A 26521-nucleotide genomic window follows, 5' to 3' on the forward strand; every position below is an offset into this window, starting at 1 on the left:
CAGTGATATTTATATGGAGGCTGTTATACGTAGCTGTACAATACCAGTCCGGTGAGTGCAGCGGCCAGGGTACTCAGAAAGTTAACCATATCGTTACCGATCATGTGCTTCCTTTCCATAGATGCGCCCATTAATGAATCAGCCAGATTACCTGTGACACCCGCAACAAGGATGACCCAGCTTTCTTTACTGAAACCTCCGTGTAACAGTGCGATGATCGCCGCCCCGGCCACGCCGAGCCAAAACCCTTCCCGGCTGATAACACCGTCCAGACCTTTCTGGTCTTTTTTAAAAGTTAGTATGTTGTAGAAATTACGTCCGTAAACCATACCGAGTTCAGATGACCACGTGTCTGATAATGCGGAAGCGAGGCTCGCGCTAAGCATCAGTTCATAGAGTGAATGTCCTGGTCTGTCCATGATAGCAAACGCACCCATGATAGCTGCCATGCCGCCATTGGCAAATACCTGTCCGACGGTTCTTTCCTGAGGATGTTTCCCGTCGGGAGACAAGTTGGCTTTTAGCTGTTTCTTGTGAGATGTGGCCAGTACTGCCAGTGCAAAGAAAACATAAAGGAGGAACAGTGCGCGTGGACCACCTCCCCATCCGATAAGGCCACCCATTGCAATAGCGGCGATAAAAGCAGGGCCAGTCAGCTTCCTGTACATCAGGTACATAATGACGAGACTGAAACCGAGTAAAATGAGTGTGACGGTGAAGAGTCCAGGGCTGGGTGCTAAAAGTCTGTCCATAGGCGGCAAAACTATCAAAATATTCACAATACTTTCCGCTTTGCCAGGTGAGATACGCGGATTTGCCTACATACGAAGGGCACCCTGGTAAAGGTGCCCTGCCGCTTATTGCTGATAATGTTGTTATGCTTCGATACCCAGTTTATTCAACTGGATCAGTCGGACGAAGTCCTGTCTGAAGGTTGCCTGCTTCCCGTTCTTTAGGGCAGCAATCGCTTCCTGCTGCCTGTTCACTTCTTCTTCGAACAGCGGATGTGTTTCAATATCTTCTTCTTCCGGGAAGAAGTCTTCTCCTTTTTCCGCGCTGAACTGTGTGCTGATCAGTATATCAAGTGTATTACGGATAATGTCGGTCGTGTCAAGCGCAGCGCCTACCGGTTCCACAGCAAGTCCGCAGATGGCCAGCCATACTCCGGTTGCTGCGTTCTGGGCACTGGACGCCAGGGTGGTACGCCATGCGGATTCGAAGATACCCATGAAGTTGTCCAGATCAGGGATCTGGTCTTTCGCCATTGTTTCCAGCTCCTCGACAGTTGTATCTTTCAGCTGACCTGATACCAGCAGCCATGCTTTGTCAAATATCTCTGCGGTTTTATTAACGTCGCCGTTAAATTCATCTTCATATACTTTCCTGAAGGTCAGCCACAATGTCTCTGCGCCTGCCAGACTGAAACGGGAAACGTCGTTTGGTGTGAGTTCGGAAAGCAGTTCTTCCAGGTTCTCTGTCATGTGTTCCTGCTATTATTTTAGCAGCCTTTTATATGTCCCGCTGACTTTGTATGCCACCCGGTCAGTATATAAAAGCTGAATAGCAGCTGCAAGATAGTACATTCAGGGGTTACACCTTCATCTCTACCTCAAATGGTGTTGCCGGATTCAGGATGAACAGCTGCCCGGGATTAATACCATTCAGGATCCGCTGGAAGGTCATTTTAACGACTACCCTGTCGTCCGGAAGATTGATCATGCCGCTTTTGGCAATCATATCCTCACTGGCAAACAGGGGGATGAATTCACCGCTTTCCCTTACGTAAGTTGCCAGCATCAGGTCTTTGCTGTTTTCCATCTTATGGGCCAGTGTGAAGACCGGTGTTGTTTTTAGTGTGTCAATCAGCTCAGTATGATACTGCTGCTGGTCAAACCACTGCTTCATGATCTTCTGTTGTAACACAGCCGATCCATCCTGGTGATAGAAAGCAGGGTTGTGTTGTTTGATATAGTCGAGTAATTCCTGGTTCGTGATATTGGATGTGTAGTGAATGTCGGTATCACTCATGAACAGACATTTGATCATCCAGGTCAGGTCCCTTACCGTATCCTCATCTGTCTGATGATCTATCGCCAATACCAGGATATGTTGCCTGGTGGTATTGTTGTACCCAAACCCGAAATAGGCAGCGGTGATGTCCGGGTTGGAACTGAAATAGCTCACCAGGTCGTCCACGAAGTTCCTGTCTGGTGAAAGGGCATCGGGAGCGGTGGCCTCCGGTGTTGGAACTGTATTGTCTTCAGTTGTGGCAGGTTTCTTCCTGAAACGGTCAAATAAACTCATACGGATAGGGATTTTGAATAGTCAGCCGGCATCGACAGCGTCAATAGTCATAGGATGATATATCACATACAAATATAATATTTATATGCGCATTTTGTCGGGTAAGCAAGGCTTTATTTATTCCGGTAGGCGGATGGATTGATCTGGTGGTGACTCCTGACGAATTTACTGAAATGACTGAGGTCGGTGAACCCCAGTTCCTGGCTGATCTCTTTGAGCGATAAAGAGCTGTATGTCAGCCTGTTTTCAATAATATGCAGTTTATAGCGATTGATGTAATCGCGTAACGGGACGCCGGTATGTTCCCGGAAGAACGCTCCCAGGTGTTTTTGGAATATGCATCTATATTAGGGAACTGGATCTGCCACTTCGCCTCCCGGGTAAACCTGGTGCTTACAACAAACTGGTCGGGATGACAAACGCCGGTCTCCTGGCAAAAGCCACCACCTGGACTGCAACGGCAGGAAATGCCGCAAATCAGGCGTTTAATATCAACAGCGGAGACTTATTCCGCTGGAGCGAGATGTAGCCGGCAATAGCCCGGGGATGGCACCAGGGACCGCAGCGCAGGATGCCACGAATACGTGGAAACGAAGGAGATGTTTTTCACCATCTTCGACGATTTCTGGAAACGTGGTGTCATTCCCTGATCTTTTTGTGATCTTTGGGGGGATGAATGTAATCAATCTGCCACAGGACCTCAATCCGGCACAATACCGCGCAGAAGACCGGATCCTGATCCGGCCATATACATCTCCCTGTAACACGAAAAAGAACCGGGTGATCTTACACAGGAACATGATCAATCTACTGGTGGAAGGGCGTAAGACTGTCATTTACGGCGGACAAACAACTACTGTGAATGATAACGCCATCCTGTTCCTGACAGCGGGTAGCTGTCTGACCACAAGCGTATTGTCGGACAATGGCAACTTCCAGGCTTTTCTTCTCTATTACAGTGATGATGCATTGCTGGACTTCTTCATGAAATATGACCACCTCGTAAAGGCGCAGCAACCGTTACCAGTACCGGCGGCTTCTTTTATCACCTTCGAAAAGGACGTGTTTATCCGCAATTATATAGCATCACTCCGGCATCTGCTGGAGGTAAGCCAACCGATCTCGCAGGAGATCTGTGTACTGAAATTCGAAGAGCTGTTATTGTACCTGCTGCAAACATCACCGGAAGCATTACTGCAACTGAAAGTGAACGCTACCGGCAGCATGCAGGACTTCGAGATCAGGAAGGCGGTGGAAGGGAACATCACAAACCGTGTAACGGTAGAAGAACTCGCGTTCCTCTGCAGCATGTCATTGTCTACTTTCAAACGCCGCTTCACGAAAATATACGGCACTACTCCGCAGCGCTGGATACTGGAACAGAAGATGCAGGTGGCTGCGCGTTTGCTCAAAGATCAGCAAGCCAAACCGGGCGATGTGTATGATCAGGTAGGCTATGAAAGTCACTCGAGTTTTACAAAAGCCTTCCGCCAGTTATTTGGTATGACCCCCTCCGCCTACCAGGAACAAAATATGAACGTCCAGGCATAAAAGCTGAACGCGCAGGACAAACATATCACGGTGACGGCGGTCTAACTTTGCAATATAAAATCAATGGTCATGACAGCCGTAACAGAACAGAACAAAGCCGTGGTAAGACGGTTCAACAAAGAAGTGATTGAAGAAAATAATCTGCACAGTTTTAACGAGATCATGCATGCTGCCTTTATCAACCATACCGCAGCCGCAGGCGCAGATAGCGGGGCCGCAGGTATATTGTATACTTTCAATGAAGTGCTCAGACCTGCATTTCCTGATCTCAGGGTAACCATCCATGAACAGGTAGCAGAAGGAGATAAGGTCACAACATTTAAAACGATCTCAGGCACCCATACAGGCACCTTCATGGGTATACCACCAACACATCAGGTTGTGATGATCCGGGTAATGGACATGGTCACCGTGCGCGACGGGCAGTATGTTGAACACTGGGGCGTGAATACGCTGGGAGCGCTTGTAGCGGAATTAAAGACAATACATGCAGCAAAGAAATAGGAGTTAAAGTATTTCTTCCCGCCCTGTTCTTTTTAAACAAATTTTGTTATATTTGTTACCCCCCCTTTCAAAAAAGGGAGGTGAGCAGTAAGGCTGTATTAGTGATGTTGTGAATGCTGACAATGAGTTAATTTATTAATTATATCGTTTACAGTACTGGTCTCCGGACCCTGAATTAAAAGCCTTCTGATGCTCAGGAGGCTTTTGTGTTTTCTATAAATAAAATAACGAGGTATGTTGGAAGTTGTAGAAGTAAAAAAAGATGATGTCAAGCTACTGGAGCAGGTAAAAGGGCTTTTCCGAGAGTATGCCAACTGGTTAAGTGTTGACCTCAGTTTTCAGCGGTTCGAAGAAGAATTAAGCAGTTTACCTGAGCCTTATTACGAGGCGCCGGCAGGAGCGCTATTCCTGGCACTGGTAGATGGACAGCCCGCAGGTTGCGTGGCAGTAAGGTTGTTTGAAAACTCCACCTGCGAAATGAAAAGGCTCTTTGTGCGCGACAGCTTTAAAGGGCATGGTGTCGGAAGGGCACTGGCCACCAGAGCGATCGAAGCGGGCAGAGACCTGGGTTACAAACGTATGTTGCTGGATACCCTTGCACACATGCGCCCTGCTATTGAGTTGTATACCAGCCTGGGCTTCCAGCCGATCGCTGCGTATTACGACAATCCGATCAGTGATGCCGTATATCTTTCCATGATGCTCGAAAAGGAGAGTGCTGGTACGGCGCTGTAAGCACTGATTTAACATTTATTTCGCAGTGCGGCTGGATGGGACCAGCAATAAATATTGATAAATTGTACTGAAGGATGGCTAATCATCCTCTGTACTATTTATGGTAAGAATACGCGGTTTGTTACTCTATTACCGTTCATTTTTCCTCATCCCCGGTTTGCTGCTGACAACTGCTGCCTGTGGCCTGTATTATAAGAACGCCCGGTACGCTGACAGCATTGTTCCTGCTATACTCACATTAAAGGTCATTACTTTCGGACTGACCGCTTACCTTAACTGGCAGCGGAAGGAGCGCTATTACTTTTTTAACCTGGGACTGAGCCCGGTTCAGCTGATAGTGAGCGCCTGCCTTTTTGAGTGGCTGATCTTCTTTACCCTGTTCTATATCACTTCATTTTTCTGCTGATGGATATAATAGAAACGGACAGCGTCACGCTTTCCTATGGAACAAAGACTGTTATCAGTGGCGGTTATATGAAACTGGTAAGTGGCCGGGTCCATGCCCTGGTAGGCCGTAATGGTTACGGTAAGTCAAGTCTGATGCGGGTCATCTTTGGAACGCAGCCAGCAGAATTTAGCTTTACCAGGTATAATGGGAGGAAATTGCAGCAACCTTTTAAGGTACCTGGACTGATCAGGTATCTGCCGCAGTTCTCTTTTATTCCCCGGAATATAAAAGCCGGCGTTTTTGCACGGTCCTATGAGGTGCCATGGCAGAAGATCGTGGCTTGTTTCCCTGATTTTGCAGCCATTGAAAATGCATATGTCAGTTCGCTTTCCGGCGGACAGATACGTATGCTCGCTACAATTGTGCTGATCTGTTCTCCCGTAAAGTTTGTCATGCTTGATGAGCCATTCACCCATATTATGCCATTGCATGTAGAGATCATCAAAGACCTGATACGACGGGAAGCTGCCAATGGCAAAGGGTTCCTTATCACAGACCATATGTATGATCATGTACTGGATCTTGCAGATGCCTACTATTATATGGAATGGGGCGTTGTCATCACCATGACGCGGGAAGCATTACTTGAAAAAGATTACTTTCTCCGGTTAAGATAACCGGACACATACATCTCAAAGATAAGGTAGTGTATAATAAGGTCACCTATCTGTGTAATGGTGCGGTAACTGGTGCGTGGTGGAAAGGTAACAACCGGGAAACCGCTCCGGGATATGGTATGCTTGAATTATTTGCAGATGGCAGTTCACGGAATAGTATGTGAATTATCAATAGTCAACAGGACTACTATTCCCACGGAAGAGTTCACTTTTTCAGTCATTGTATGCACCTGATGCCGCTCATGATGGCATCAATGTTGAATCATTGCGTAGTGGTAAAGAAATATACGATACTAACAAGAGACACATGGAAACTATCATCAGCGATTTCTTTAATGCAGCACGGACAGGAGATCTGACATTCCTGCGGGAGCATATCGACCAGATCAGTGACCTGAATGTACGTGACAACCGTGGATATACGCCACTGATCATTGCTACCTATAATGGTCAGCTTGAAGCAGCCAGGTTATTACTGGACGCAGGCGCAGATGTCAATGCAGGCGACTATGGTGGCAATACTTCCCTGATGGGTGTAAGCTTCAAGGGATATCCTGAAATCGCTACGTTGCTGATAGGTTATGGTGCAGATCTCAATCTGCAGCATGGTAACGGAGGAACCGCACTGATGTTTGCAGCAATGTTCGGACGGAATAATATGGTGAGGCTGCTACTTGATGCAGGGGCGGACAGACATATATGTGAGAACAGGGGATTGACCGCGGCAGACCTGGCAGCGCAGCAGGGGAATGTGGCGGCGATTGAGATGCTGGAAGCAGCCGACGTGATCAGATAAGGCTATAATGTTGGTTGATAAATGGAAAAGGGCGTCCCGCTACAGGCGGGCGCCCTTTCTTTATTTAGACCTTTGGCAGCTTGTACCCGTTGTGGTACTGGGCAGCCAGGTATTTGTTCGCGTCACTGTCATCAAATTTACCATTCGCGCCATTCCAGTTCAGTTTCCTGCCTGTTTTATAGGCGATGTTCCCCAGCTGCGCGATAGTAGCGACATGCGCACCTGCCTGTATGGGAGTATTCAGGTCTTCCAGTTTACGGGACTTGATCACCTCCAGGAAGTTCACGGCATGTTTATCAAGCCCGTTATCTACTGATTTGGTCAGCGGAACGGCTTCCATCTTACCCTTTTCGGGAATTACCTCCCAACCGCCGCGATCGAGTACCAATGTACCGTTATTACCAATGAAGGCGATGCCATGATTACGTCCGTATGGGCCGCCATCGATACCGGTGGCATGTTCCCACTGGATGTTGAATCCGTCGAACTGATAAACAGTGGTCAGTGTATCAGGCGTCTCTGCCGCATCATCCGGGTAGGCGAATTTACCACCAGCCGCCATGACAGATACAGGATGCTGTGCTTTCATCCCCAGAAGGGCATAATCCAGCAGGTGCACGCCCCAGTCAGTCATCAGTCCGCCGGCATAATCCCAGTACCAGCGGAAGTTAAAATGAAATCGGTTGGGATTGAAGGGTCTCTTCTCCGCAGGGCCGAGCCAGGCGGCGTAATCCACACCAGCTGGCGGATTACCATCCGGCGCTTTGGGAATGGAGTGCATCCATCCCATATAAGCCCAGGCTTTCACCAGTCGAACCTGTCCGAGCTTACCGGAATGCACGAAGGAAATGGCATCTTTAAAGTGCTGCTGGCTGCGTTGCCACTGACCTACCTGTACTACGCGTTTAGTGCGTTCCTGTGCAGCCTGCATGGCATTGATCTCCGCGATGGAGTTGCCGATCGGCTTTTCCACGTACACATCTTTTCCGGCGGATACGGCGTCCGTCATCTGGAGGCAGTGCCAGTGGTCAGGCGTACCGATGATCACCGCATCAATGGATTTATCTTCCAGTAGTTTGCGGTAATCGCTATAGACTTTTGGTCGCTGCCCTTTCTTTTCCAGTTCGCCGGCTCTTTTGTCCAGTACGTTCTTATCAACATCACAGAGGGCAACGCATTGGGCATACGGGTTCTTAAGTATGGCAGTGAGGTCAGACCAGCCCATACCATTGATACCGATGGCGGCTATATTGATCTTATCGCTGGGAGCTATTGCGCGCAAAGAAGCTGGCAACGCACCTACTAATCCGGCTCCGGCGACGAGGGAGGAGGCTGAACGGATGAAGTGTCTTCTAGAGTTATTCATAACTGAATTTGATATTGTTGTTTTCAATAAATACGTAGTAAGAAATGCAAAACGCGGAATACTGAAAGATAACTACTCGCGCTGTAAAATGCAACAGCAATCTGAGTAGTTCTCTTTCAATATTCCGCGTTATAAACGGGTGCGGTATATTTTAGAATTCGTCGCTTTCTTCTTCTGTGCTGGTACCGAAGTTCATCATGGTGCCCAGGAGGTCACTGAACCGGGTCTCATTTTCCACTACCTTCTTGCTGATCAGGGAGTAGGAGGCCAGTCCGTGTAAAACAAATTCCATCAGCAGTAACTGTTCCTTGTTATTGGCCTGCGGAAATTTGCCCTTTATCAGTTCTTTCAGGCCCTCAACTTTTGACAGTGCGGTTTCGTACTGTTTATCGTTGACATCCTGTAATAACTGTACGGCATTGCCTTTGTCAAACCACTGGATAACGGCCCTGTAAGGATTCTCGGCAGCGGCGGCATTCTGCTTGCGTTTCTTAAAGGAATCCGGGTTCGGGAAGTATTGAGAGAACACACTGCGGATCGCTTTATCCAGCAGGTTTACGGCTACCTGCAAAGGTCCTTCCTGTTCGCCTTCGTATACCAGTTCTATTTTACCGGTAATGGCGGGAATGATACCCTGCAGGTCGGCGATGCGTACGTAGGTCGATTTCTCTTTATTGATGATCGCCCTGCGTTCACCGGCACTGACAGCATTTTCGTAGGCAGCGATGGTCAGACGGGCGGATACACCGCTTTTCTTATCAACGTACTCACTGTTACGGGCTTCGAAAGCTACCTGCTCAATGAGTCGTTTGATCATATCGCTGATATGTACGTGTTGCTGGTCGGCGTGCACATTCGCTTCCTGTTCAGTGATGAGCAGGGAGTTCTCAATATTCTTCGGATAGTGCGTAATGATCTGGCTTTCTATACGGTCTTTGAGTGGTGTGACGATAGAACCACGGTTGGTATAGTCTTCCGGATTCGCAGTGAACACGAACAGTATATCGAGCGGCATGCGCACTTTGAAACCACGTATCTGGATATCACCTTCCTGGAGGATATTGAACAGGGATACCTGTATACGGGCCTGCAGATCCGGCAGTTCGTTAATGACGAAGATACCCCTGTTGGAACGGGGGATGATACCGAAGTGGATCACGCGTTCATCCGCATAGTTCAGTTTCAGGTTAGCTGCTTTGATCGGATCAATATCACCTACGAGGTCGGCCACAGATACGTCCGGCGTAGCCAGTTTCTCGCTATAGCGCTGGTCACGGTGTACCCAGGCGATCGGCGTGGCATCTCCCAGCTCATGCACGATGTCGCGTGCGTAGCGGGAGAGCGGGTCAAATGGGCTGTCGTTCACTTCAGAGCCTTCCACAATAGGAATGTATTCGTCCAGCAGGGAAACCATCTGACGGGCCATACGGGTTTTTGCCTGTCCGCGGAGACCGAGGAACAGGATATTATGGCGGGAGAGCAGGGCTCTTTCCGTATCGGGTATAACGGTGTCTTCATAACCGATGATGCCGGGGAATGCGTTTTCTTTATGCTGAAGTTTGAGTATCAGGTTCTGTCTGATCTCTTCTTTAACGGATTTAGGTTTATATCCACTCTTCTTTAATTCACCTAACGTACTTATGTTAATATTCATGTTTGTATTAATGGATTATCTATCAATGATAAGGTGACGGCTGTTATGATCAGACCATCTTTCTTTTACCGTTCTCGAAGTCGAAGAAAAGGAATTGTCCCAGTTTATCCAGACCTGAGAAGAAGGCTTTCCCGTTGTTGGTTTCAGTAAACTCAGTTACGAACTTTTGCAACCACGGGTCGGTAGCTACCATGAATGTAGTGATCGGAATTTTCAGTTTCTTACACTGAGCAGCGAGGTTGAGTGTGCGGTTAAGGATCTTACGGTCCAGGCCGAAACTGTTCTTATAGTACTCTTTCCCGTTCTTGAGGCAGGTGGGCTTACCGTCAGTGATCATGAAGATCTGCTTGTTCGGGTTGCGTCTGCGTCTCAGGATGTCCATGGCCAGTTCGAGACCAGCGACGGTATTGGTATGGAAAGGACCGACCTGCAGATAAGGGAGATCTTTGATCTCGATCTGCCAGGCGTCGTTACCAAATACAATGATGTCAAGGGTGTCTTTCGGGTAGCGGGTGGTGATCAGTTCACTCAGGGCCATGGCTACTTTCTTGGCTGGCGTGATACGGTCTTCACCGTAGAGGATCATGGAGTGGGAGATGTCGATCATCAGGGCGGTGGACGTCTGTGTTTTGAAGTCGGTCTCCTGGATCTCCAGGTCATCCTGATGAATGGAAAAGCTGTCGATACCGTGATTGATCTGGGCGTTGCGGATGGAAGCAGTCATGTCGATCTGTTCCAGTGCATCCCCAAACTGATAAGGGCGGCTGTCGGCGTTCAGTTCGTCTCCCTGGCCTGATTTGCGGGTGTTGTGATTACCGACGTTGGTAGACTTTTTCAGTTTGCCGAAGATCTCTTCCAGTGCCCGTTTCCGGATATTCTGTTCGGTTTTGCCGGTGATCTGAATATTACCGCTTTCTTCGTTCTCACGGATATATCCTTTTTCTTTCAGCTCCTGTATAAAGTCTCCGATGCCATATTCATCATTGGTGAGGTGGTACTCTTTGTCCAGTTCGGTCAGCCATTGTAATGCTTCACTTACGTCTCCGCTGGTGTAAGTCAGCAGTTGGGTGAACACATCCAGTAACTTCTCAAAGGGCGATTTTCCCTGCTGCTCATCGGGTTCAAATTTGGAAAAATGTATGCCTCTCATAATATTTAAAATTAGGCAATTTAGTCGTATGATGTATATACCTACTCCATGGCCGGTAATTTCAAAATAATATAACGAAGAATATCGATATTGGTTAGCGGATTATGTATGAGGAGGAATTTAATATATAAGGTGGCGGGAAGGTATAACAGTGTTCGGGAATTAGGAATTGCGTACGTCATGGCGCCTAACCGATAAAACAGCCATGGCTATTAATGGTGACGGTTGTTGAACAGTGCAAGATTATCCTTAAAATAAATTCCTCATTCCTCGTTCTTAATTCCTCATTCATTTCTTGCTTTCTTCCTGTAAAGCTGTTATTTTTCCAACAGAGCTTAAATTAAAACCATAGCAGATGATTAAAAAACTGAGCAGCGTATTGTTGCTGGCTGGTATATTAGCCGGCACTACGATGACATCCACGTTAAGTTTTGCACAGGGTAAGGCTGACAAGCTGGGATGGAAACTGGGGGCGCAGGCATATACATTCAACCGTTTCACATTGGCGCAGGCACTGGACAAAATGGACAGCGTTGGTGTCCAGTATGTTGAATGCTATAATGGTCAGCCTATCGGTAACGGAATTGACGGCAAGTTTGACTGGAGAATGGATGAGACAAAACAGGCTGAGGTAAAGGCCATGCTGAAGGAGAAGAAGAAGAAGCTGGTTGCTTACGGGGTTGTATCGCCGGATAGCGAACTGGAATGGGAACAGGTATTTAAATTTGCGAAGTCAATGGGCATTCAGGTGATCACTGCGGAACCTAAACGTGTGCATTGGGACGTAGTGTCTACATTGTGTAACCGGTATAAGATCAAGGTAGCTATACATGATCATCCTAAACCTAGTCATTACTGGCATCCGGACAGCGTGCTGGTTGCTATTAAAGGAAGGAGCAAATATATGGGCGCCTGCGCCGATATTGGTCACTGGGTACGTTCAGGTATGGAGCCGGTGGAGTGTATCAGGCAGCTGAAGGGACACGTGCTGCATCTGCATTTTAAAGACCTGAATGAGAAGTCGCGTGATGCACATGATGTCATCTGGGGGAATGGTGTTTGCAATATGCCTGCTGTGCTGGCAGAGTTGAAAGCACAGGCATTTAAAGGCATGTTTTCTGTAGAATATGAGTATAACTGGGACAACAGTGTGCCGGACGTGAAAGAGAGTGTGAAGTTCTGGTGGGACCAGGTAGGAAAATTATAATAGTGTTATAATGTTTGATGAAGGAAACTCCTGCAAAAGCGGGAGTTTTTTTTATGGAAGCTGACGGTGGGATATTGTTTTTATGGAAAAAGGGTATCTAAGACTTACCGGGGGCGGGGTACGTTATGAGGTGGCCAGGGATGGTGTTTATATCACCTATGGCCTTAGTAATCAGAGGTATTGGAGGTAATAAAGATTTTTTATAATGAGATGATTTAGGTATATTTAGTATATCCTATTTATGTACAACTATACCCTATGTTTATTTTTCAGATCCTGTTTCAAACGTCCGCGTTGCCGAAGGAGCACATGGATTCATTCCTGGATGATGCCGACTTCTATATCCGTTCCCTTCGTTCCAATGGTCAGTTAATATCTCAGAATGATGTTTTTCTTTTCCAGGAGAACACGGTCTCTCTGCATGTGCAATGTCTGAGAAGAGATTCGCTTGATAAGCGTTATAATAATGATTACGTGAATCAATGGATCTATACATTAATGGATCGCTACGGTGTCGCTGTTACCAGCAGTTATGTAGGAGAGCATCCGGTACCTGTGCCTACGGCCGATCTGGATACATCCAATTCGCTGATCCTCTTTTCAGGTATTTTACCCCCGGTAAGGTCGGGCGACACGTTTGACCCTATTCCGCTATATGCGCTTCCGTATACACATATTCGTAACAAGAGCTTCGAAGATATCCATTCCTGGGCGAATACCTATGATGAGATCTATAATCTATGGTTCCGGGGGAGTCTGGGAGATCAGGCGTTCCATGATTACCTGTCGGGCATTGAAAGTTCATTGACAACAAAAGGCCGGGAGATCTGTACCCGGTTAGAGGAGCTGACAGGTAAACCCAGCTACTATCATCTATTTAATTACAACAACAATGTGATGGAGAATGCCTGTCCTTCCTGTGGCGGTGAATGGCGGCTGGCGGAGAAGAAAATAAGCTCAGTTGACCTGCAATGCGATCCATGCAGGTTAGTGTCCCTGTTGTCTAAAGACTAAAAGCTAACTATGCGAAGGCATCGGTCCTACCATAAAATTAAAGGGCGTCCGCTAACAGCGAACGCCCTTTAATTTTATGTATTGTCAGCAGTGACGATTACTTAACATCAGCGCCGTCAGTTGTTTGTTCAGGACTATCAATGATAGTGCCTGGTTGGTCCAGCGGTTGCTGGCGACGTTCAGGATGAGTGAAATCTTCCTTCATACGTTGCAGCAGGGTGATGAACTGTTCCGCCAGCTGCATGTCACGGTGTAAGCCATTCATTTTGGATGGTGGCAGGCTACGGTAGTATTGTAACTGTTGTGTACAGTCCCTGATGATCTTCTGAGAGATCTCATCTGCTTTCTTAGGATCGCCGGCCAGGTAGTATGCGTATACAGTCTGCATAGAGCTGTAGTTATGCATCTGTCCCGGAGTGGTCATCGCATAAGGGAAGTTACCTTCCAGCAGGTTTTTATCGCTCTTGTTCAGTACAGCCAGTGCGGAGTCTTTATTACCTTCAACTGCCATTGCAGTACCCAGTTTGGTATAAGCGTTACGCAGGTATTGCAGGAGCTTACGGTTAGGCTCATCGAAATAAGTACCTGGAGTGTTAGCACCACCGAAAGCAAATTTCTCCATCAGGTTTTTGTACATCACAGGGATGTTCACGTTATCATCAGCACCCATCGGATCGTTATTATCAGTCTTCTTCAGCGGTACGAGGCGGTAAGTCAGACCATCCGGACGGAGGTAGTCGTTCAGACCGAGATCGGTAGGGCTGGTGAAGTAGATCGGACGTTTCCATTCGTTGGTAGCGATGATGTCATATACAGCCAGGTCATTCTTCAGCAGATAGGTTTTATTGATCTGGAAAGGCACCTGAGGCAGTACACGGGCGCTGTCATGGATATCAACAGTACCGTTTTTGATCACATCGGCTACATTCACAGGTATGAACAGTTTCTTTGCAGGCAGGTAGTTGATCTGTGAGCCATCAGTAGTAGACAGTTTCACACGAGGATCATCAGAACCCATGAATGCGATCACTTCTTTCAGATTATAGAATTTATCCTGCGGGAAGTTACCACCATCATAATACTGGATGTAGTTGCGGTTTTCGCCCTGGTATTTATCAGGAGACCAGGACATTGGAACGCCTGCGCTCTTGTTTACCATATGACGCTGCTGATCGATATACCAGTCAACACCAAGGAGACTGAGGTTGATCACACGTACATCAGGACGGATACCTTCTACTTCCTGAGCATACCACAGTGGGTAAGTATCGTTATCACCGACAGTGAACAGGATGGCATTTTCAGCACAGGAGTTCAGGTAGTCGGCAGCCACATCACGGGCGATTGTTTTAGTAGAACGGTCGTGGTCATCCCATTCCTGGAAGCCCATCAGTACCGGTACAGCGAGCAGGCAGACGATAGCTGCTGCAGGTGCAGAGATCGCGGATTTGGTCTTACTTTTCAGGAATTCGAATAGGGCGAGTACACCCAAACCGATCCAGATAGCGAATGCATAGAAGGAACCTACGTATGCATAGTCACGTTCACGCGGCTGATTGCCAGCCTGGTTCAGGTAAAGCACGATAGCAAAACCAGTGAAGAAGAACAGGAGCGTAGTGACCAGAGTATCCTTACGGTGGTTATTATATTGATAGAAGAAACCAATTACACCCAGTATAAATGGCAGGAGGAACAGGGTATTATGTCCTTTATTGTTCTTCAGACTGTCCGGCATCATAGACTGGTCGCCATAGAACGCATTGTCAATTAAAGGAATACCGGTGATCCAGTTACCGTCACGTTTGTTACCGTAACCTTGTGTGTCATTTTGTTTTCCAGAGAAGTTCCACATGAAGTAGCGGAAATACATGAAGTAAACCTGGTAGCTTACGAAGAAGCTGACGTTATCCTTAAAGCTAGGGCGCTGATTGTCAGTCAGACCCAGCCAGTCCCGGTAGTAGTCCGCATGACCCTGATCGTTGCTGGCATCCCATACACGGGGGAACAGCATCTTATCTTCGGCAGCATATACTGGTACCTGTTTTTTACCGGCGATCACATAACTGTCTTTACCACGGGCGTAGATATTACCTACTTCTTCATAACCGGTAGGGCGGGCGGTAAATACCTGACCGTATACCAGCGGGAAGTCACCGTACTGTTCACGACCGAGGTAACCTACCAGGGAGATCGGGTTATCTACGTTATACATATCTACGGAAGGATTCGCGGTAGAGCGGATCATAGTAGTGATGTAGGTAGAGTAACCGAGTAACAGGAAGATGATAGAGTAAATCGTTACTTTGGTGAAGTGTGCGAAGTTTTGAGAATCAGTCTTTACATCGAACAGCTTCACTAAATAAGGGACCGCTACGATTGCAGCAGCAACGATCAGCTTAAATATTTTCAAACCAGCGCCTGAAGCATCGTTAAAGGCAGGGATGACAATAACTGAAGCTACCAGGATCAGTGGCGCATAGATACCAAATTTCGGATTCTTCAATCCATACAGCAGGATACCTGCCAGCACGATGAAGTAGAAGGCGAAACCACTGTAGAAAGGCAGACCCAGAGAGTTTACAAAGAATACATCCATCAGACCGGAAGCCTTGACAGTATCCTGAATAACAAACTTCTGTACGAGACCGGTGATGGCACAACCAATGATAAACGCCCAGAAAGTACCCATTGGAGTTACTTTATAACGTTTGAAGTAGTACACCATAACGATAGCCGGGATCGTGAGGAGGTTCAGCAGGTGGACACCGATAGAGAGACCCATCATGAAAGCGATGAAAACGATCCAGCGGTCAGCGTAGGCTTCGTCAGATTCGTGTTCCCATTTCAGGATAGCCCAGAATACGATGGCGGTGAAGAGCGAGGACATTGCATATACCTCACCTTCTACTGCAGAGAACCAGAATGAGTCAGAGAAGGTGTACGCTAATGCGCCAACTACACCTGCACCCATAATAGCGATCATTTTTTCACGGGTCATTTCGCTTCCGTTCCTGGTCATAAGGCGACGTGCGAAATGTGTGATTGTCCAGAAGAGGAACAGGATAGTGAATCCACTGGACAGGGCAGACATCAGGTTAACCCCTAAAGCGGCCTGTGAAGGCGCCAGCGGGATCGTAAACAACCTCCCCAACAGCACAAACAAAGGAGCACCTGGAGGGTGGGGAACCTGTACCTTGTAGGCACTTGAAATAAACTCGCCGCAGTCCCATAGACTACCGGTGGCCTCCATAGTCATAATATAGACAGTGCAGGCAATGATACAGACAACCCAACCGACAAGATTGTTGGTCCTTTTAAAATTCATAAGGATGTTTTAGGTCCGACAAAAATAGAAAAAGTGGCAAATTATGATAATTAGAGATAACAGTTTTAACTTTTTCTTTAATAAGAGAAAATTTTTGAAGATGGGATACTGAAGATGCGCTGTAGTAAAGGGATTGATTCACAAAGGAATAAGGAAGTGGCAGGCAATAGGGAAGGGGCTCCGGCTAAATTTAGCCGAAGATAATGCGGATGGTCTGGTAAAAGGCCAGTTTCTGGTATCCGGAAGTGAGCTGATCACGGGTGAAGCCCTGCAAACCAAAGAGGCCGGCAGCATTACCTTTATTGATGGCTATTTCGAGATAGCCAGCTGCGTTAAACAGGGCCAGTTTATGACCTTCCGGCACGTCTGCATAGGTTTCACAGAGTTGGGTGATCACTTCATCTCTGCGGAAGAAGATGGAAAATGGCCGGTTCTGGCGGTGTTCTTCAAATTGCTCGCGGGTGATATTGACCACTACGTTCTCGAAGTTGTCGATATGGATGATCTGACCATCAATATAATCTTCGCCTGTCAGCGGCTGAAGGTTATTCTTGATGACGAATTCACTGGCCAGTTCGCCGATATCTGTGAGCGACTTACCGTTTTGCAACTCTTTGTAGGCATCAGCAAAGCGTTTCAGGATCGTAAAGGTATCCTGCGGGCGTTCCTTGTTCAACTGTAGTTTAACCACTTTGTCAGGAGATCCGCCTGCAATCATTGTTATCAGTCCGTTATCCGCACAGGCAATATATTGTCCATTATGTTCGGCCAGTAGCACATGATCGGCCTTTCTGTCAAAGAGGTTGATCAGCACAATATGGAAGGTACGTGGCGGATAGTAAGAGAAGGCGCTCTTACATATATATGTAGCCTGTGGCAGATTGAAAGGGGAGATCTGGTGAGTAATGTCCATGACGGGGACACCAGGACAGTGTTGCCACAGCTGCCCTTTGATGGCGCCAACCAGGTAGTCCTGAAGGCCGATGTCGGATGTCAGAGTAATAATGGACATTTTATCAATGATAACCCATTTCCCAAAAAGAATGCCATTGGGCTATCGGAGGCATTTTGTCTGCAAAGAAATATAAAATATATATGTTGCTGTGCTGATTTTATAAATAACTTGTTAAGATGTGAATAACTATAAATAGGCTGTTGTCGGGGCTTTGGGGTACGTGATAACTGAGCAAACGGTGGTAATAACTGAAATAGGTACGATAAGCCGTTCACGCTAAATCCTTTGTAATCAATCATTGGCGTTGAACGGCTTAAAGTTAATTATTTAAGTGGAGACCCTGGTTCTTTCCTGAAATGGTTATACACTAAACCGTCTAGCAGTCCGGGGAAAAGTTTACTTAGTAACACTGTCAGTTTGCCCTGACCCGTGAGTACCAATGTGCGTTTCCGTTTTGTCACTGCCTTCATTATTTCATCTGCCACTGTTTCAGCACTCATCAATTTTCCTTCATCGAGTGGTGTTTCAGCCTGCGCGCGTCCCTGTTCATTCAGTGCAGTATTACGAATATTAGAAGCGGTAAAGCCCGGGCTCACCCACATTACGTTAATGCCTGTATGCAGATTTTCAGTGCGCAACGCTTCGAGGAATCCCTGCATAGCGAATTTAGAAGCGGAATAACCGGTACGTCCGGGCAAGCCTCTGTAACCTGCTATAGAAGATACACCGACAATGGTTCCTTTGTTCGCTAGCAATGAAGGTAACGCATATTTTGTACAATATACGGTTCCCCAGAAGTTGATGTCCATCAGCTGCTTTAACACGGTCAGGTCCGCATCCCGGAACAATGCCCGCATGGAGATACCCGCGTTATTAATGAGTATGTCAATTTTACCTAGCCGGGCAATGACCTGCTCAATGAACTGTTTACAATCTTCTTCCTTGCTCACATCGGCAGTAAATGTATAGAGGTTATCCGACGCAACTTCATTTTCCATTGCCTGGAGGACATCGGACTTTCTGCCGCATACGGCAACTTTCGCCCCGGCCTTCAGGTAAGTTATTGCGAGCGCCTTTCCGATACCGGAGGTACCCCCTGTGATCACTACGACCTTATTTTGCATTAGAATTTTTTTTTAGATGCAAAAATAGGGGTAAATGATATATGTTGTTTCTTTTTGTCTGTAGCGGGTTTTGTAAAAATGTTTGAAAAAAAGTTGGTGGGAAGGAATTTTTTTCTACCTTTGCAATCCCAACAAAAAAGGGATGATTCCGTAGCTCAGTTGGTAGAGCAATACACTTTTAATGTATGGGTCCTGGGTTCGAGTCCCAGCGGGATCACGGATAAGAAAGGCGTTCATGACGAGCGCCTTTTTTGCATTTTACCGCTTGCTGGTGGCGGGTTTATGAAATCGAGTAAACTGCAAACCCAGGCAAAAAATAAACAAACGCTAGAGTACCCAGCCAAATTGGTTGCCAAAGAACTTATGTGAAACTATCATCCGCTATCGCTCCAAAACATTGGGATGAACATAGCCAAACCATTAAGACCAATTGCCCAACTATATCACTGTAAAAAAGAAAATGGACACTTTCATAAAAGATATGGAGGCCGCCTTTATCTTGTGTACCCAAAATACAGACAGGATATTTAAAGCAAATCAGGACGGAGACTTGAAGCCGTCAACGGCAAAAGGGCGTACAATCCGCGCGTCCTTAACTGCATTGCATAGAAGCCTTTTGTTTTCTGCTTTCGCGTGATCGAACCACGACTAGTACACCCAACAACGAAACAAGGCCATAGAGCAACCACCAATACATATCACTTCACTTCCGTTACCCGGCTTGCGGAGTGCAAACCGCTCAAACATATTGTTCGAACTCGTGCCAAAATTTCGGGTAACCATTACCGTGATCGACTCAGACTAGCGGGGAGGATAAACATCTTAACACTTCTTCGGTACCTATTATGTTCCCTCTTCCCTTCGGACGTTTCTCAAAAGTGAGAAAGAAGCCGCCGCACCCTACGAAAAGACATAACGTTTCTCTCACCCATCCTGGGAAACGTTAGTGCTGTGAAGCGAAATGCCGCAGACGGAGAAGGAACGGTCAATCCAGTCGATCTCATCAATGTATTATAAACCAATATCTTGTAATAATTACTAAATATTTTAGTAAGTTTGTAAAAAGGGGAACAAATCAACGCAGCATCACCATACAATCCATTTGAACGCGTTACACCAGCGTTCGTAAGCATATTCATCAAAGCCGGGCGACCCTATGTCGTCGCCCAGCGATTCCAATGGCCCGGCCTGCCAGAAGGTAAAGGATTTATGCTGACCGCATACTCCTATGAGCCGCAGGCAACCAGCCACCTCGGCCAGTTGGAACCAGGGGAAGGGAAGGTATTAAACCTGCAAAACGAAGAAACAGTAAAGCACATTAAACAACTGCTCCAGCTCAATTCAGGCTACCAGTTCTTTTATAGTGCCACCAAAGACAAAGACGCCAGGAAAAAGCTCATTACAGAACATAGAGAAAGGATCAAACAATATTCCATTACAAACTACAGGGGCCATTTCGAGTTTGGCGTCAAAGTCGAAGCCGGCCAGTTATACGGCACCTACAGTTATGAAAAGCAGACTATAGGTGTCTTATTTTACGACATCATAAAATAGAAAATCATGTGCAGAATGGTATCGCAGAATGGAGAAATCGACTTAATCACCGATATTTTTCCTGAACTACAAAACGTAAAGCACCTCGAGTTCAGCACCGAACAACTCACACTCATCAACGCCAACGCCTTCCAACTGGCCAACGTCGTCGTGCGCCATCAGGACCGCCTGCTGCTCGGAGAAATGGAATGGGGAATACACCCCGCCTTCGAAACAGACAAAGCCGCCTTTCATAGACGGAGGTTGAACATGGTCAACGCCCGCCAGGAAAACCTGCTCGATCCAAATTCCTATTGGAATAACAAAGGACTTATTAAGAACGCGGTGCTCATACCCGTAAACAAAATTTACGAACACCGGCACATCGACACCTGGGACACAGCAGTGCCCTACGCCATCAGCACCAATCACCAGCCAGAAGAAGAATACTTCTATATACCTGGCATCTACCAGGTATACGATGAACAACTACCAGACGGCCAGAAACGCAAATATTCCGGCTTTGCCATGATTACCACCGAAGCCAACGAAACCATGCGCCACATCCACAACCATGGAGAGAACAAGCACCGCATGCCCCTCTACGTACCGTTAGAGATGGCCAGGCAATGGGTATCGCCCAAACGCACCTTCGGAGATTTCAAAGAAATCATAAACTACCAACTCCCATCAGAAGACCTGAACTATCACACCGTCCATCCGCTCACCGGCAAAAGGCAACGGCCCGATAACAAAGGTAAAGACGCTGCCTGGACTTGGCCCGGACTGCCACCATTAGGCAACGACACACCCTTGAATATCAATAACATCATTGACCCACGACTGCAAAAAGCGTCCTAGAAGGTTACTTTTTCCGTACATACATCTCACCGCCATCATCTTCAATGCTATATTTTGCAGCTATCGCAGGTTGGGCAAGGAACATTTTAACAATATCGCCTGAAAACAGGTATCGAACATTGTCAACAAACTTATCATCTGTTACATACAGCTTCTGTAGATTCAGGCGATTCTTATGTCTTAAGCTGGTTTCAATGTAATTATCAAGAAGTACAAACACCTGGCGGGTCACGTTAGCCTTCACAGTCGAATCCACACAAATAAACAGATTGGCATCACGTATAAACTCATTTGGATAGCGTTCCAAAATATTATTTAGGTCTTCTCTGGTGTACCCTTTACCCAAAAGTCCAACTTCATAATAAAACAAGAACAAGTTTCGCTCATAACGACTTTTTAATCCTAATGCTTTCTGACGAATGCCTTCTTCTTGTTTCTCGCCATACTTTAGCACTATGCCTCCGATGAAAAAAAGAGCAATACAAAAATAGAACACGAAATGATCACTGCTGTGATGAAATTGTTGGAATAAGCGCTTAAGAATTGAAACAGCTTTTTTAAAACGTCCCCCTTCCGTAGAGGCTGGTGGTGGTTCTTTACTCGTTATACGTAAGTATCCGGTAGACAGCACCTATGTAATGATTTTGGAGAGCGTTACTTTTGCTTCGTGATCCAGATATGAGGTAGGAGCTCTTTGATTCTGTTGATGGGATGGTCGTTAATGACCATTAAAACGTCCTTTAGCCAAAGGCTGGGATTAATGTTATGTAGTTTACAGGTTCCGATCAGGCTGTAGAGCATTGCAATTCGCTTTGCTGATTCATGGCTCCCGGCAAAGAGGTAATTCTTTCGGCCTATAACAGTCGCTCTTATAGATCTCTCAGCCGCGTTATTATCTGGATGTAGCTTTCCATCATACACGAAGGCACAGAGTTTATCCCAGCGTTTTATACTATAGGCAAGGGCTTTTCCTATCGGGCTTTGTGGAAGTACCTGCTTGTATTGGTCTTCCATCCAGCTTCCTAATTTCTTCAGTATAGGTAAGGAGTGCTTCTGTCTTGAAGCTGCTCGTTTTTCATTGTCGTGATTTAACGCCCTGCTATCGCGTTCAATCTGATAGACGAGCTGTAACTGTTCCAATACATATTCTGCTCTTTCTCGGTCGCTGTAAATAGCGTCAGAGAAGTACCTTCTTGCATGAGCAAGACAGTGGATCAATGTTATATTATTGGTGTCAACGATGCTATTATATGCAGAGTAAGCGTCTGTTTGCAGCGTACCATAAAAATCTTTCAGCATTTCTGCGGGTCCTTCTCGGCCACGCCCGGGTTGATAATCAAAGACAAGCAGCTTGTTAATACTATCCTGATAGAGCCAGTAATACCCCCGATGAGTGCTCCCTTTCTTATCCTTGTCGAGCACTGGTACCGATGTCTCATCAGCCTGCAAATAGTCAGCGTTGAGTACTTCTGTTACCAGCGCTCTGTATATAGGAGTAATTAACGCAGCTGTCTTAGCAAAACCATCACTCAGCGTTGAGTATGGTAGCTTTATGCCATCTCTTTCCAGACGTTGTTGCTGGCGATGCACGGGGAGATGATCGCAGATCTTCTCAACAACCAGTTGAGCCAGTAAGCCTGGCCCCATCATCGATTTTGCAACTGGTAATGTTGGCAAAGGTCCAACAATAATTTTTGACGACGTCTCATCCGCAGATGGGAGAAGGTACTTGTTACGGATGTAACGGACTACATAAATTTCAGCGGGTTTGTATTCCAGCACTTCAGTTTCAGTGGTGCCAATATGTTTACTACCAGCTGGTATATGGTCTGGATCTATAATTACATCTTCTCTTCGTAAGTGAGATGGTATGGTATGACGGCTATCTCTGGCTTGAGTCGCATCTTGTTTTACAACTTTCACATAAGTCACCTTCTTTGCATCTAACACGTTGCAAACAGCAGCAGATTGTTCTGTTGGAATATCGAGTGCCAGTTGATTCTTATCTGCGGGAATAAATCGCTCCTGACGAACTCCGAAAATCATCTTCTTGAGCTGATTCAATTCATGCTGCAGCTGCTCAACCTTGTTGATGGCAGACTCATAGAGCTGTTTGTAATCATTATCTTCTGCTGACGTACTCATTGCAATTGCAATGTTATCACATGTAAATCAATTATTTGTTAGCGCGATGTTAATGATCGGCAGATTGTCGAAAATACCGCCTGCGGTACTGGACTTTATCCATCTGAATGCCTTGCAGAATAAGCATCAATTGTGTAGAAGTAAGCGAAGACTGTACCCCACCTGGTTTGGGAATCTCAAATGTTCCCTTCTCAAGCCGCTTGTAATAAATCGCAAATCCATCTTGCTGCCATTGAAGTAGCTTGATATGTGTAGCTCTGCGGTTAAAGAAAATATAGACATCCCCGGTTAAAGGATCCAAATGCATCTGTTGATTGACAATAGCCGCCAGTTTGTAAAAGCTACTACTTATCATGATTGGCTGAGTATACAGAAAATACCTGCATGAGGACGAGAGTGCCAGCATTTATTTACTGTTTAGTAGCTCTTTTAGCATGTCTGTATTGACCGCCGAATGAAAAATTATCCTGTTACCTGATAAAGATATCACCTCCGCGAATGGAAGTGCAATATCTGGTATACTCGCCTTAGAAGGTGTCAGCTGAATGAAATGTTTTCGTCTGGGAACTTTTGCAGGAGTGGCAAACTGCTTCCTCCAGTTCTTGAGCATGGAGACCGTGATTCCATGATTATCACAAAACACTTGCATCTTTACGTTTGACTGGCTCCATTGCATCGCGATATTCTTCTTCTCCGATATTGTAAATGAACGTATCGTGGAATTATTGGATGATTGCATACAGGGCATATTTAAACAACGCAAACATAAACCCTCAGACTTACATGCCGAAGATGCTGTCTACCGGAACCTTACCGTTATACCCAAAAATAGCTTTAAAGTGACCCACACTACAGGAAACAAAAGGGAGATTAAGAGAGGATAAGCAAAGGGACTAACTAAGCGGATCAAATCAAAAATTGACTTAGCCTTTTCTACAGGATAATCCATATTAATTTAGTTGTAGCGCCTAAATTATATAGCTTATACCACCAATCAAATACCAACTAGTTTGTATTTTATGCCCGCGAGAGTGGCATTTTAGAACCATCGCATTTAACGATTTGCAGAAGTTGTCATCACAAAATTGGTATTACTAAATACTGGAGTTGTAGAGCTTACCAGCAATGTTGGTAAAGATGATGAGGTAGAATTTACTGGTGAAGTTCCTGTTAATGCTAATGGAAATCCTATCGGGATACGTGCATCTACTGAAATAGTCACCGATCTCATAAAGCATGATGGAACTGATGTATTTATCACAGAGTCAGATGACGTTGACAAGAATGACCCGGTGAATTTCACTGATGGTTCTACGCCAGGAAAAGGTTCCGGGTCCAGTATCAGATATAATCCATATATTAGAAATGATGTAAGTGACAAAACAACTTCAATTGTGAACGTTGATGTTTCTTTTGGGTTTTCCCCGTTTGTCCTTTTAGGACATGAGCTTTTCCATGCATTAGAACTCAAGTATGGTAAAAAATAGTAACGAGATTACTGGAGAAATAGATCCTGACTTGGGTGAAAAGGGAATGACAGTCAGAGTCTCGAGCAAGGAAAAAAGAGAATGAAATTCGAGCCCAGAATAATATAGTACTAAGAAAACTACCATATTTTCCGTTAAATAAATAAAATTTATATGACTAAATATGCTCTTTTGTTATTGATCGGCAGTAAATGTAATATAAGTCTATTGCCTCAGGTGCAACCAGGTGAGTTGTCTGTCATTAGACTTTTTTTCGAATGGAATAAAGCAACATTGAAATCCTTAGCTTCACAGAAAGTGGCATCTGCTGACAGTACACTAATTGCGTCATTGGATAATAGAAGTTGGGGTATTCCGCTTTATTGGGATATTGCCTCACCTGACAGCGTTAACAAGAAATCTGTAAGGTATCGTTTCCTGGATAAGCTATCTTCCGAAGATCTTCCAAAAGATATATATGTTGTTGAAGCCAATAGTAATGGTGCAAAAAGAGTTATACGAAGTTTTGTGATTTATAAAAATAAGGTTGGACATTATCAGGCAAGGCTTTATATGTATTTTGGAAAACAATGGGAGATGAGAAAGATAACCGAATTGGATACATGTTTCTTAAGCCCTAAACTTAATAACTTTATTGCAAAGCGTGGTTTAGGATTTAATTCGGACGATATTATTATCAGCCACATTACGGGAGGCGTTCGAAAGGTACAAGAATCTGAATACTATTTAGGTGGAACTTTAGCTATGGACAGTGGCATTAAAGAATTGATAGACCATGGCTATTAAGATGGAGTTTCAAGATACAGCGTAACAACTGAAAATTAGTTAACAAACGCGTTAAATCTGCATTCTTGTAACGTCGTCAATTAACTTCTTTCCCTTTAATCTGAGTCCATTCTCCTAAGTCAGTGATGCGAAAGGAATTTACCGCTTTTAGGAAACGGGAGTAATTTTCCTTTTTGATATTCAATAGCAGTATTGCCTGACCGTTCCTGAAAAAGAGTTCGGTAATTCGGTCACTTATCAGCGATACATCGATGTCGTCAAAGAAATCGATGTGGCGTATGAGGTTATCAATGTCATCGGCATTAGGTGTACAGTTACTGTCGATTTGTGGGCCTTTGATATAGTTGTTCATTTTGATTGCTATATTTTCATAGTCCGGAAAGTTGAAGGCATAGTTGTAGAAACCGCTGATAAATGTTTCCTGTAAATGGAGCGGAAGCTGCATGGCAAACCTCGTCGCCCGCTTATAAGAGCCATGAGAGCCGAATGAAATACGTTCATGAGGCACACTAAACACGAGGGAATCACGATGAACGCAAAAGTAGTTAGATAGGTAATCTATGGTATAGCCGCGCATACGCTGGCCACAGGAATAGCAGGTATCTTCTTTAACATAGAGATAGCTGCGTTGGGCAATTAGCCGGAGGCCGGTCAGGCATAACAAGGTTAAGACGGTAAGGAATTGGATAATTTTCATTATACCCAATGTTGCAGTCGTCCGATATTCGTAACATCCGCCAACGATAAAACGGCACCTGGCAGCGCGGTTTTATAATGAGGCTTCTTGATCAAGGCCGCCCATTAAGGAAGCAAACTGACACTAGTACAATTACCTGATGTCATATTCCAGCGACTGGGCATGATGCCTCACACGGAAAAAAGGTCAGCCGAAGCTGATCCCCTTATTGTACTACAATGAAAAAGGCATTATTTTCATGATGTGTATGCATCGTGTCTAT

28 protein-coding genes and 1 tRNA gene are annotated in these 26521 nt (G+C 45.7%); 14 read left to right on the forward strand and 15 right to left on the reverse strand.

The genetic code is table 11. The features are described 5' to 3' along the window. Positions 1-23 precede the first annotated feature (23 nt). The 4 genes from GWR21_RS01420 to GWR21_RS01435 all read right to left on the reverse strand — a co-directional run bounded on the left by GWR21_RS01420 (position 24) and on the right by GWR21_RS01435 (position 2642). A complete protein-coding gene (locus tag GWR21_RS01420; protein WP_162330003.1) occupies positions 24-752 on the reverse strand; it encodes a DUF92 domain-containing protein in 729 nt (242 codons plus the stop codon). A gap of 123 nt (positions 753-875) precedes the next feature. Next, complete coding sequence (locus GWR21_RS01425; protein WP_162330004.1) at positions 876-1481, reverse strand: YjaG family protein; 606 nt, start codon at positions 1479-1481, stop codon at positions 876-878. Positions 1482-1590: 109 nt separating this feature from the next. Next, a complete protein-coding gene (locus GWR21_RS01430; RefSeq protein WP_162330005.1) occupies positions 1591-2304 on the reverse strand; it encodes an SseB family protein in 714 nt (237 codons plus the stop codon). A gap of 113 nt (positions 2305-2417) precedes the next feature. After that, positions 2418-2642: a helix-turn-helix domain-containing protein gene (locus tag GWR21_RS01435; protein ID WP_317165878.1), complete on the reverse strand. Its 225-nt coding sequence runs from the start codon at positions 2640-2642 to the stop codon at positions 2418-2420. A gap of 334 nt (positions 2643-2976) precedes the next feature. Between GWR21_RS01435 and GWR21_RS01440 the strand changes: the two genes are divergently transcribed. From GWR21_RS01440 to GWR21_RS01470, 7 genes are all read left to right on the forward strand, one after another. Continuing rightward, positions 2977-3855, forward strand: coding sequence for a helix-turn-helix transcriptional regulator (locus GWR21_RS01440; protein WP_162330006.1), 879 nt, complete (start codon positions 2977-2979; stop codon positions 3853-3855). 69 nt (positions 3856-3924) lie between these two features. Continuing rightward, positions 3925-4359, forward strand: a complete 435-nt coding sequence (locus tag GWR21_RS01445; protein ID WP_162330007.1) for an ester cyclase — start codon at positions 3925-3927, stop codon at positions 4357-4359. Positions 4360-4593: 234 nt separating this feature from the next. Then, positions 4594-5094, forward strand: coding sequence for a GNAT family N-acetyltransferase (locus tag GWR21_RS01450; protein ID WP_162330008.1), 501 nt, complete (start codon positions 4594-4596; stop codon positions 5092-5094). Between the two features lie 100 nt (positions 5095-5194). Continuing rightward, positions 5195-5500 carry a hypothetical protein gene (locus GWR21_RS01455; protein ID WP_162330009.1) on the forward strand — a complete coding sequence of 102 codons (306 nt, stop codon included), beginning with the start codon at positions 5195-5197 and terminating at the stop codon, positions 5498-5500. Then, entirely contained in the window at positions 5500-6159 is a 660-nt protein-coding gene (locus tag GWR21_RS01460) for an ATP-binding cassette domain-containing protein (RefSeq protein ID WP_162330010.1), read from the forward strand. Before GWR21_RS01455 ends, GWR21_RS01460 begins: the two co-directional genes overlap by 1 nt. Before the next feature lie 29 nt (positions 6160-6188). Next, positions 6189-6323, forward strand: coding sequence for a hypothetical protein (locus GWR21_RS31640; RefSeq protein ID WP_262888479.1), 135 nt, complete (start codon positions 6189-6191; stop codon positions 6321-6323). A gap of 143 nt (positions 6324-6466) precedes the next feature. After that, entirely contained in the window at positions 6467-6955 is a 489-nt protein-coding gene (locus GWR21_RS01470; RefSeq protein WP_162330011.1) for an ankyrin repeat domain-containing protein, read from the forward strand. 64 nt (positions 6956-7019) lie between these two features. Here GWR21_RS01470 and GWR21_RS01475 read toward each other — a convergent pair whose 3' ends face one another. The 3 genes from GWR21_RS01475 to GWR21_RS01485 all read right to left on the reverse strand — a co-directional run bounded on the left by GWR21_RS01475 (position 7020) and on the right by GWR21_RS01485 (position 11125). Continuing rightward, positions 7020-8321 (reverse strand): Gfo/Idh/MocA family protein, encoded by a 1302-nt coding sequence (locus GWR21_RS01475; protein ID WP_162330012.1) that lies wholly within the window; start codon positions 8319-8321, stop codon positions 7020-7022. 151 nt (positions 8322-8472) lie between these two features. Further along, complete coding sequence (locus GWR21_RS01480; RefSeq protein WP_162330013.1) at positions 8473-9975, reverse strand: sigma 54-interacting transcriptional regulator; 1503 nt, start codon at positions 9973-9975, stop codon at positions 8473-8475. 49 nt (positions 9976-10024) lie between these two features. Next, complete coding sequence (locus GWR21_RS01485; protein WP_162330014.1) at positions 10025-11125, reverse strand: vWA domain-containing protein; 1101 nt, start codon at positions 11123-11125, stop codon at positions 10025-10027. A gap of 355 nt (positions 11126-11480) precedes the next feature. Here GWR21_RS01485 and GWR21_RS01490 point away from each other — a divergent pair, with 355 nt between their 5' ends. Together GWR21_RS01490 and GWR21_RS01495 are read left to right on the forward strand one after the other, a co-directional pair. Further along, positions 11481-12332, forward strand: coding sequence for a sugar phosphate isomerase/epimerase family protein (locus GWR21_RS01490; RefSeq protein ID WP_162330015.1), 852 nt, complete (start codon positions 11481-11483; stop codon positions 12330-12332). A 258-nt stretch (positions 12333-12590) separates the two neighbouring features. After that, positions 12591-13346 (forward strand): DUF2310 family Zn-ribbon-containing protein, encoded by a 756-nt coding sequence (locus GWR21_RS01495; RefSeq protein WP_162330016.1) that lies wholly within the window; start codon positions 12591-12593, stop codon positions 13344-13346. Between the two features lie 97 nt (positions 13347-13443). Here GWR21_RS01495 and GWR21_RS01500 read toward each other — a convergent pair whose 3' ends face one another. The 3 genes from GWR21_RS01500 to GWR21_RS01510 form a co-directional block, all read right to left on the reverse strand. Continuing rightward, positions 13444-16671 (reverse strand): glycosyltransferase family 117 protein, encoded by a 3228-nt coding sequence (locus GWR21_RS01500; protein WP_162330017.1) that lies wholly within the window; start codon positions 16669-16671, stop codon positions 13444-13446. Positions 16672-16861: 190 nt separating this feature from the next. After that, positions 16862-17683, reverse strand: a complete 822-nt coding sequence (locus GWR21_RS01505; RefSeq protein ID WP_162330018.1) for an SAM hydrolase/SAM-dependent halogenase family protein — start codon at positions 17681-17683, stop codon at positions 16862-16864. Between the two features lie 266 nt (positions 17684-17949). Next, positions 17950-18750, reverse strand: coding sequence for an SDR family oxidoreductase (locus GWR21_RS01510; RefSeq protein WP_162330019.1), 801 nt, complete (start codon positions 18748-18750; stop codon positions 17950-17952). A 144-nt stretch (positions 18751-18894) separates the two neighbouring features. Here GWR21_RS01510 and GWR21_RS01515 point away from each other — a divergent pair. From GWR21_RS01515 to GWR21_RS01525, 3 genes are all read left to right on the forward strand, one after another. Beyond that, positions 18895-18967, forward strand: a tRNA-Lys gene (locus GWR21_RS01515). Positions 18968-19959: 992 nt separating this feature from the next. Continuing rightward, positions 19960-20304 carry a hypothetical protein gene (locus GWR21_RS01520; protein WP_162330020.1) on the forward strand — a complete coding sequence of 115 codons (345 nt, stop codon included), beginning with the start codon at positions 19960-19962 and terminating at the stop codon, positions 20302-20304. 15 nt (positions 20305-20319) lie between these two features. Then, positions 20320-21144 carry an SOS response-associated peptidase family protein gene (locus GWR21_RS01525; protein ID WP_238430129.1) on the forward strand — a complete coding sequence of 275 codons (825 nt, stop codon included), beginning with the start codon at positions 20320-20322 and terminating at the stop codon, positions 21142-21144. A gap of 4 nt (positions 21145-21148) precedes the next feature. Here the strand turns inward: GWR21_RS01525 and GWR21_RS01530 are convergent, their stop codons facing one another. The 4 genes from GWR21_RS01530 to tnpA are packed head-to-tail and all read right to left on the reverse strand — an operon-like array spanning position 21149 to position 24028. Continuing rightward, on the reverse strand, positions 21149-21775 hold the full coding sequence (locus GWR21_RS01530; RefSeq protein ID WP_162330022.1) for a hypothetical protein: 627 nt from the start codon (positions 21773-21775) through the stop codon (positions 21149-21151). Positions 21776-21798: 23 nt separating this feature from the next. Next, positions 21799-23289: an IS66 family transposase gene (tnpC, locus tag GWR21_RS01535; RefSeq protein ID WP_162330023.1), complete on the reverse strand. Its 1491-nt coding sequence runs from the start codon at positions 23287-23289 to the stop codon at positions 21799-21801. Positions 23290-23338: 49 nt separating this feature from the next. Then, the gene (gene tnpB / locus GWR21_RS01540; RefSeq protein ID WP_262888451.1) at positions 23339-23695 is read right to left on the reverse strand and encodes an IS66 family insertion sequence element accessory protein TnpB; all 357 of its coding nucleotides are present in this window, start codon (positions 23693-23695) and stop codon (positions 23339-23341) included. Next, on the reverse strand, positions 23696-24028 hold the full coding sequence (gene tnpA / locus GWR21_RS01545; protein WP_162330025.1) for an IS66 family insertion sequence element accessory protein TnpA: 333 nt from the start codon (positions 24026-24028) through the stop codon (positions 23696-23698). Positions 24029-24374: 346 nt separating this feature from the next. Here tnpA and GWR21_RS01550 point away from each other — a divergent pair, with 346 nt between their 5' ends. Together GWR21_RS01550 and GWR21_RS01555 are read left to right on the forward strand one after the other, a co-directional pair. Then, entirely contained in the window at positions 24375-24776 is a 402-nt protein-coding gene (locus GWR21_RS01550) for a type III secretion system effector protein (RefSeq protein ID WP_162330026.1), read from the forward strand. 153 nt (positions 24777-24929) lie between these two features. Next, on the forward strand, positions 24930-25562 hold the full coding sequence (locus GWR21_RS01555) for a hypothetical protein (protein WP_162330027.1): 633 nt from the start codon (positions 24930-24932) through the stop codon (positions 25560-25562). A 76-nt stretch (positions 25563-25638) separates the two neighbouring features. Here GWR21_RS01555 and GWR21_RS01560 read toward each other — a convergent pair whose 3' ends face one another. After that, complete coding sequence (locus GWR21_RS01560) at positions 25639-26259, reverse strand: hypothetical protein (RefSeq protein ID WP_162330028.1); 621 nt, start codon at positions 26257-26259, stop codon at positions 25639-25641. Between the last annotated feature and the right edge of the window lie 262 nt (positions 26260-26521).

The sequence above is a fragment of the Chitinophaga agri genome, assembly GCF_010093065.1.
Classification (GTDB): domain Bacteria; phylum Bacteroidota; class Bacteroidia; order Chitinophagales; family Chitinophagaceae; genus Chitinophaga; species Chitinophaga agri.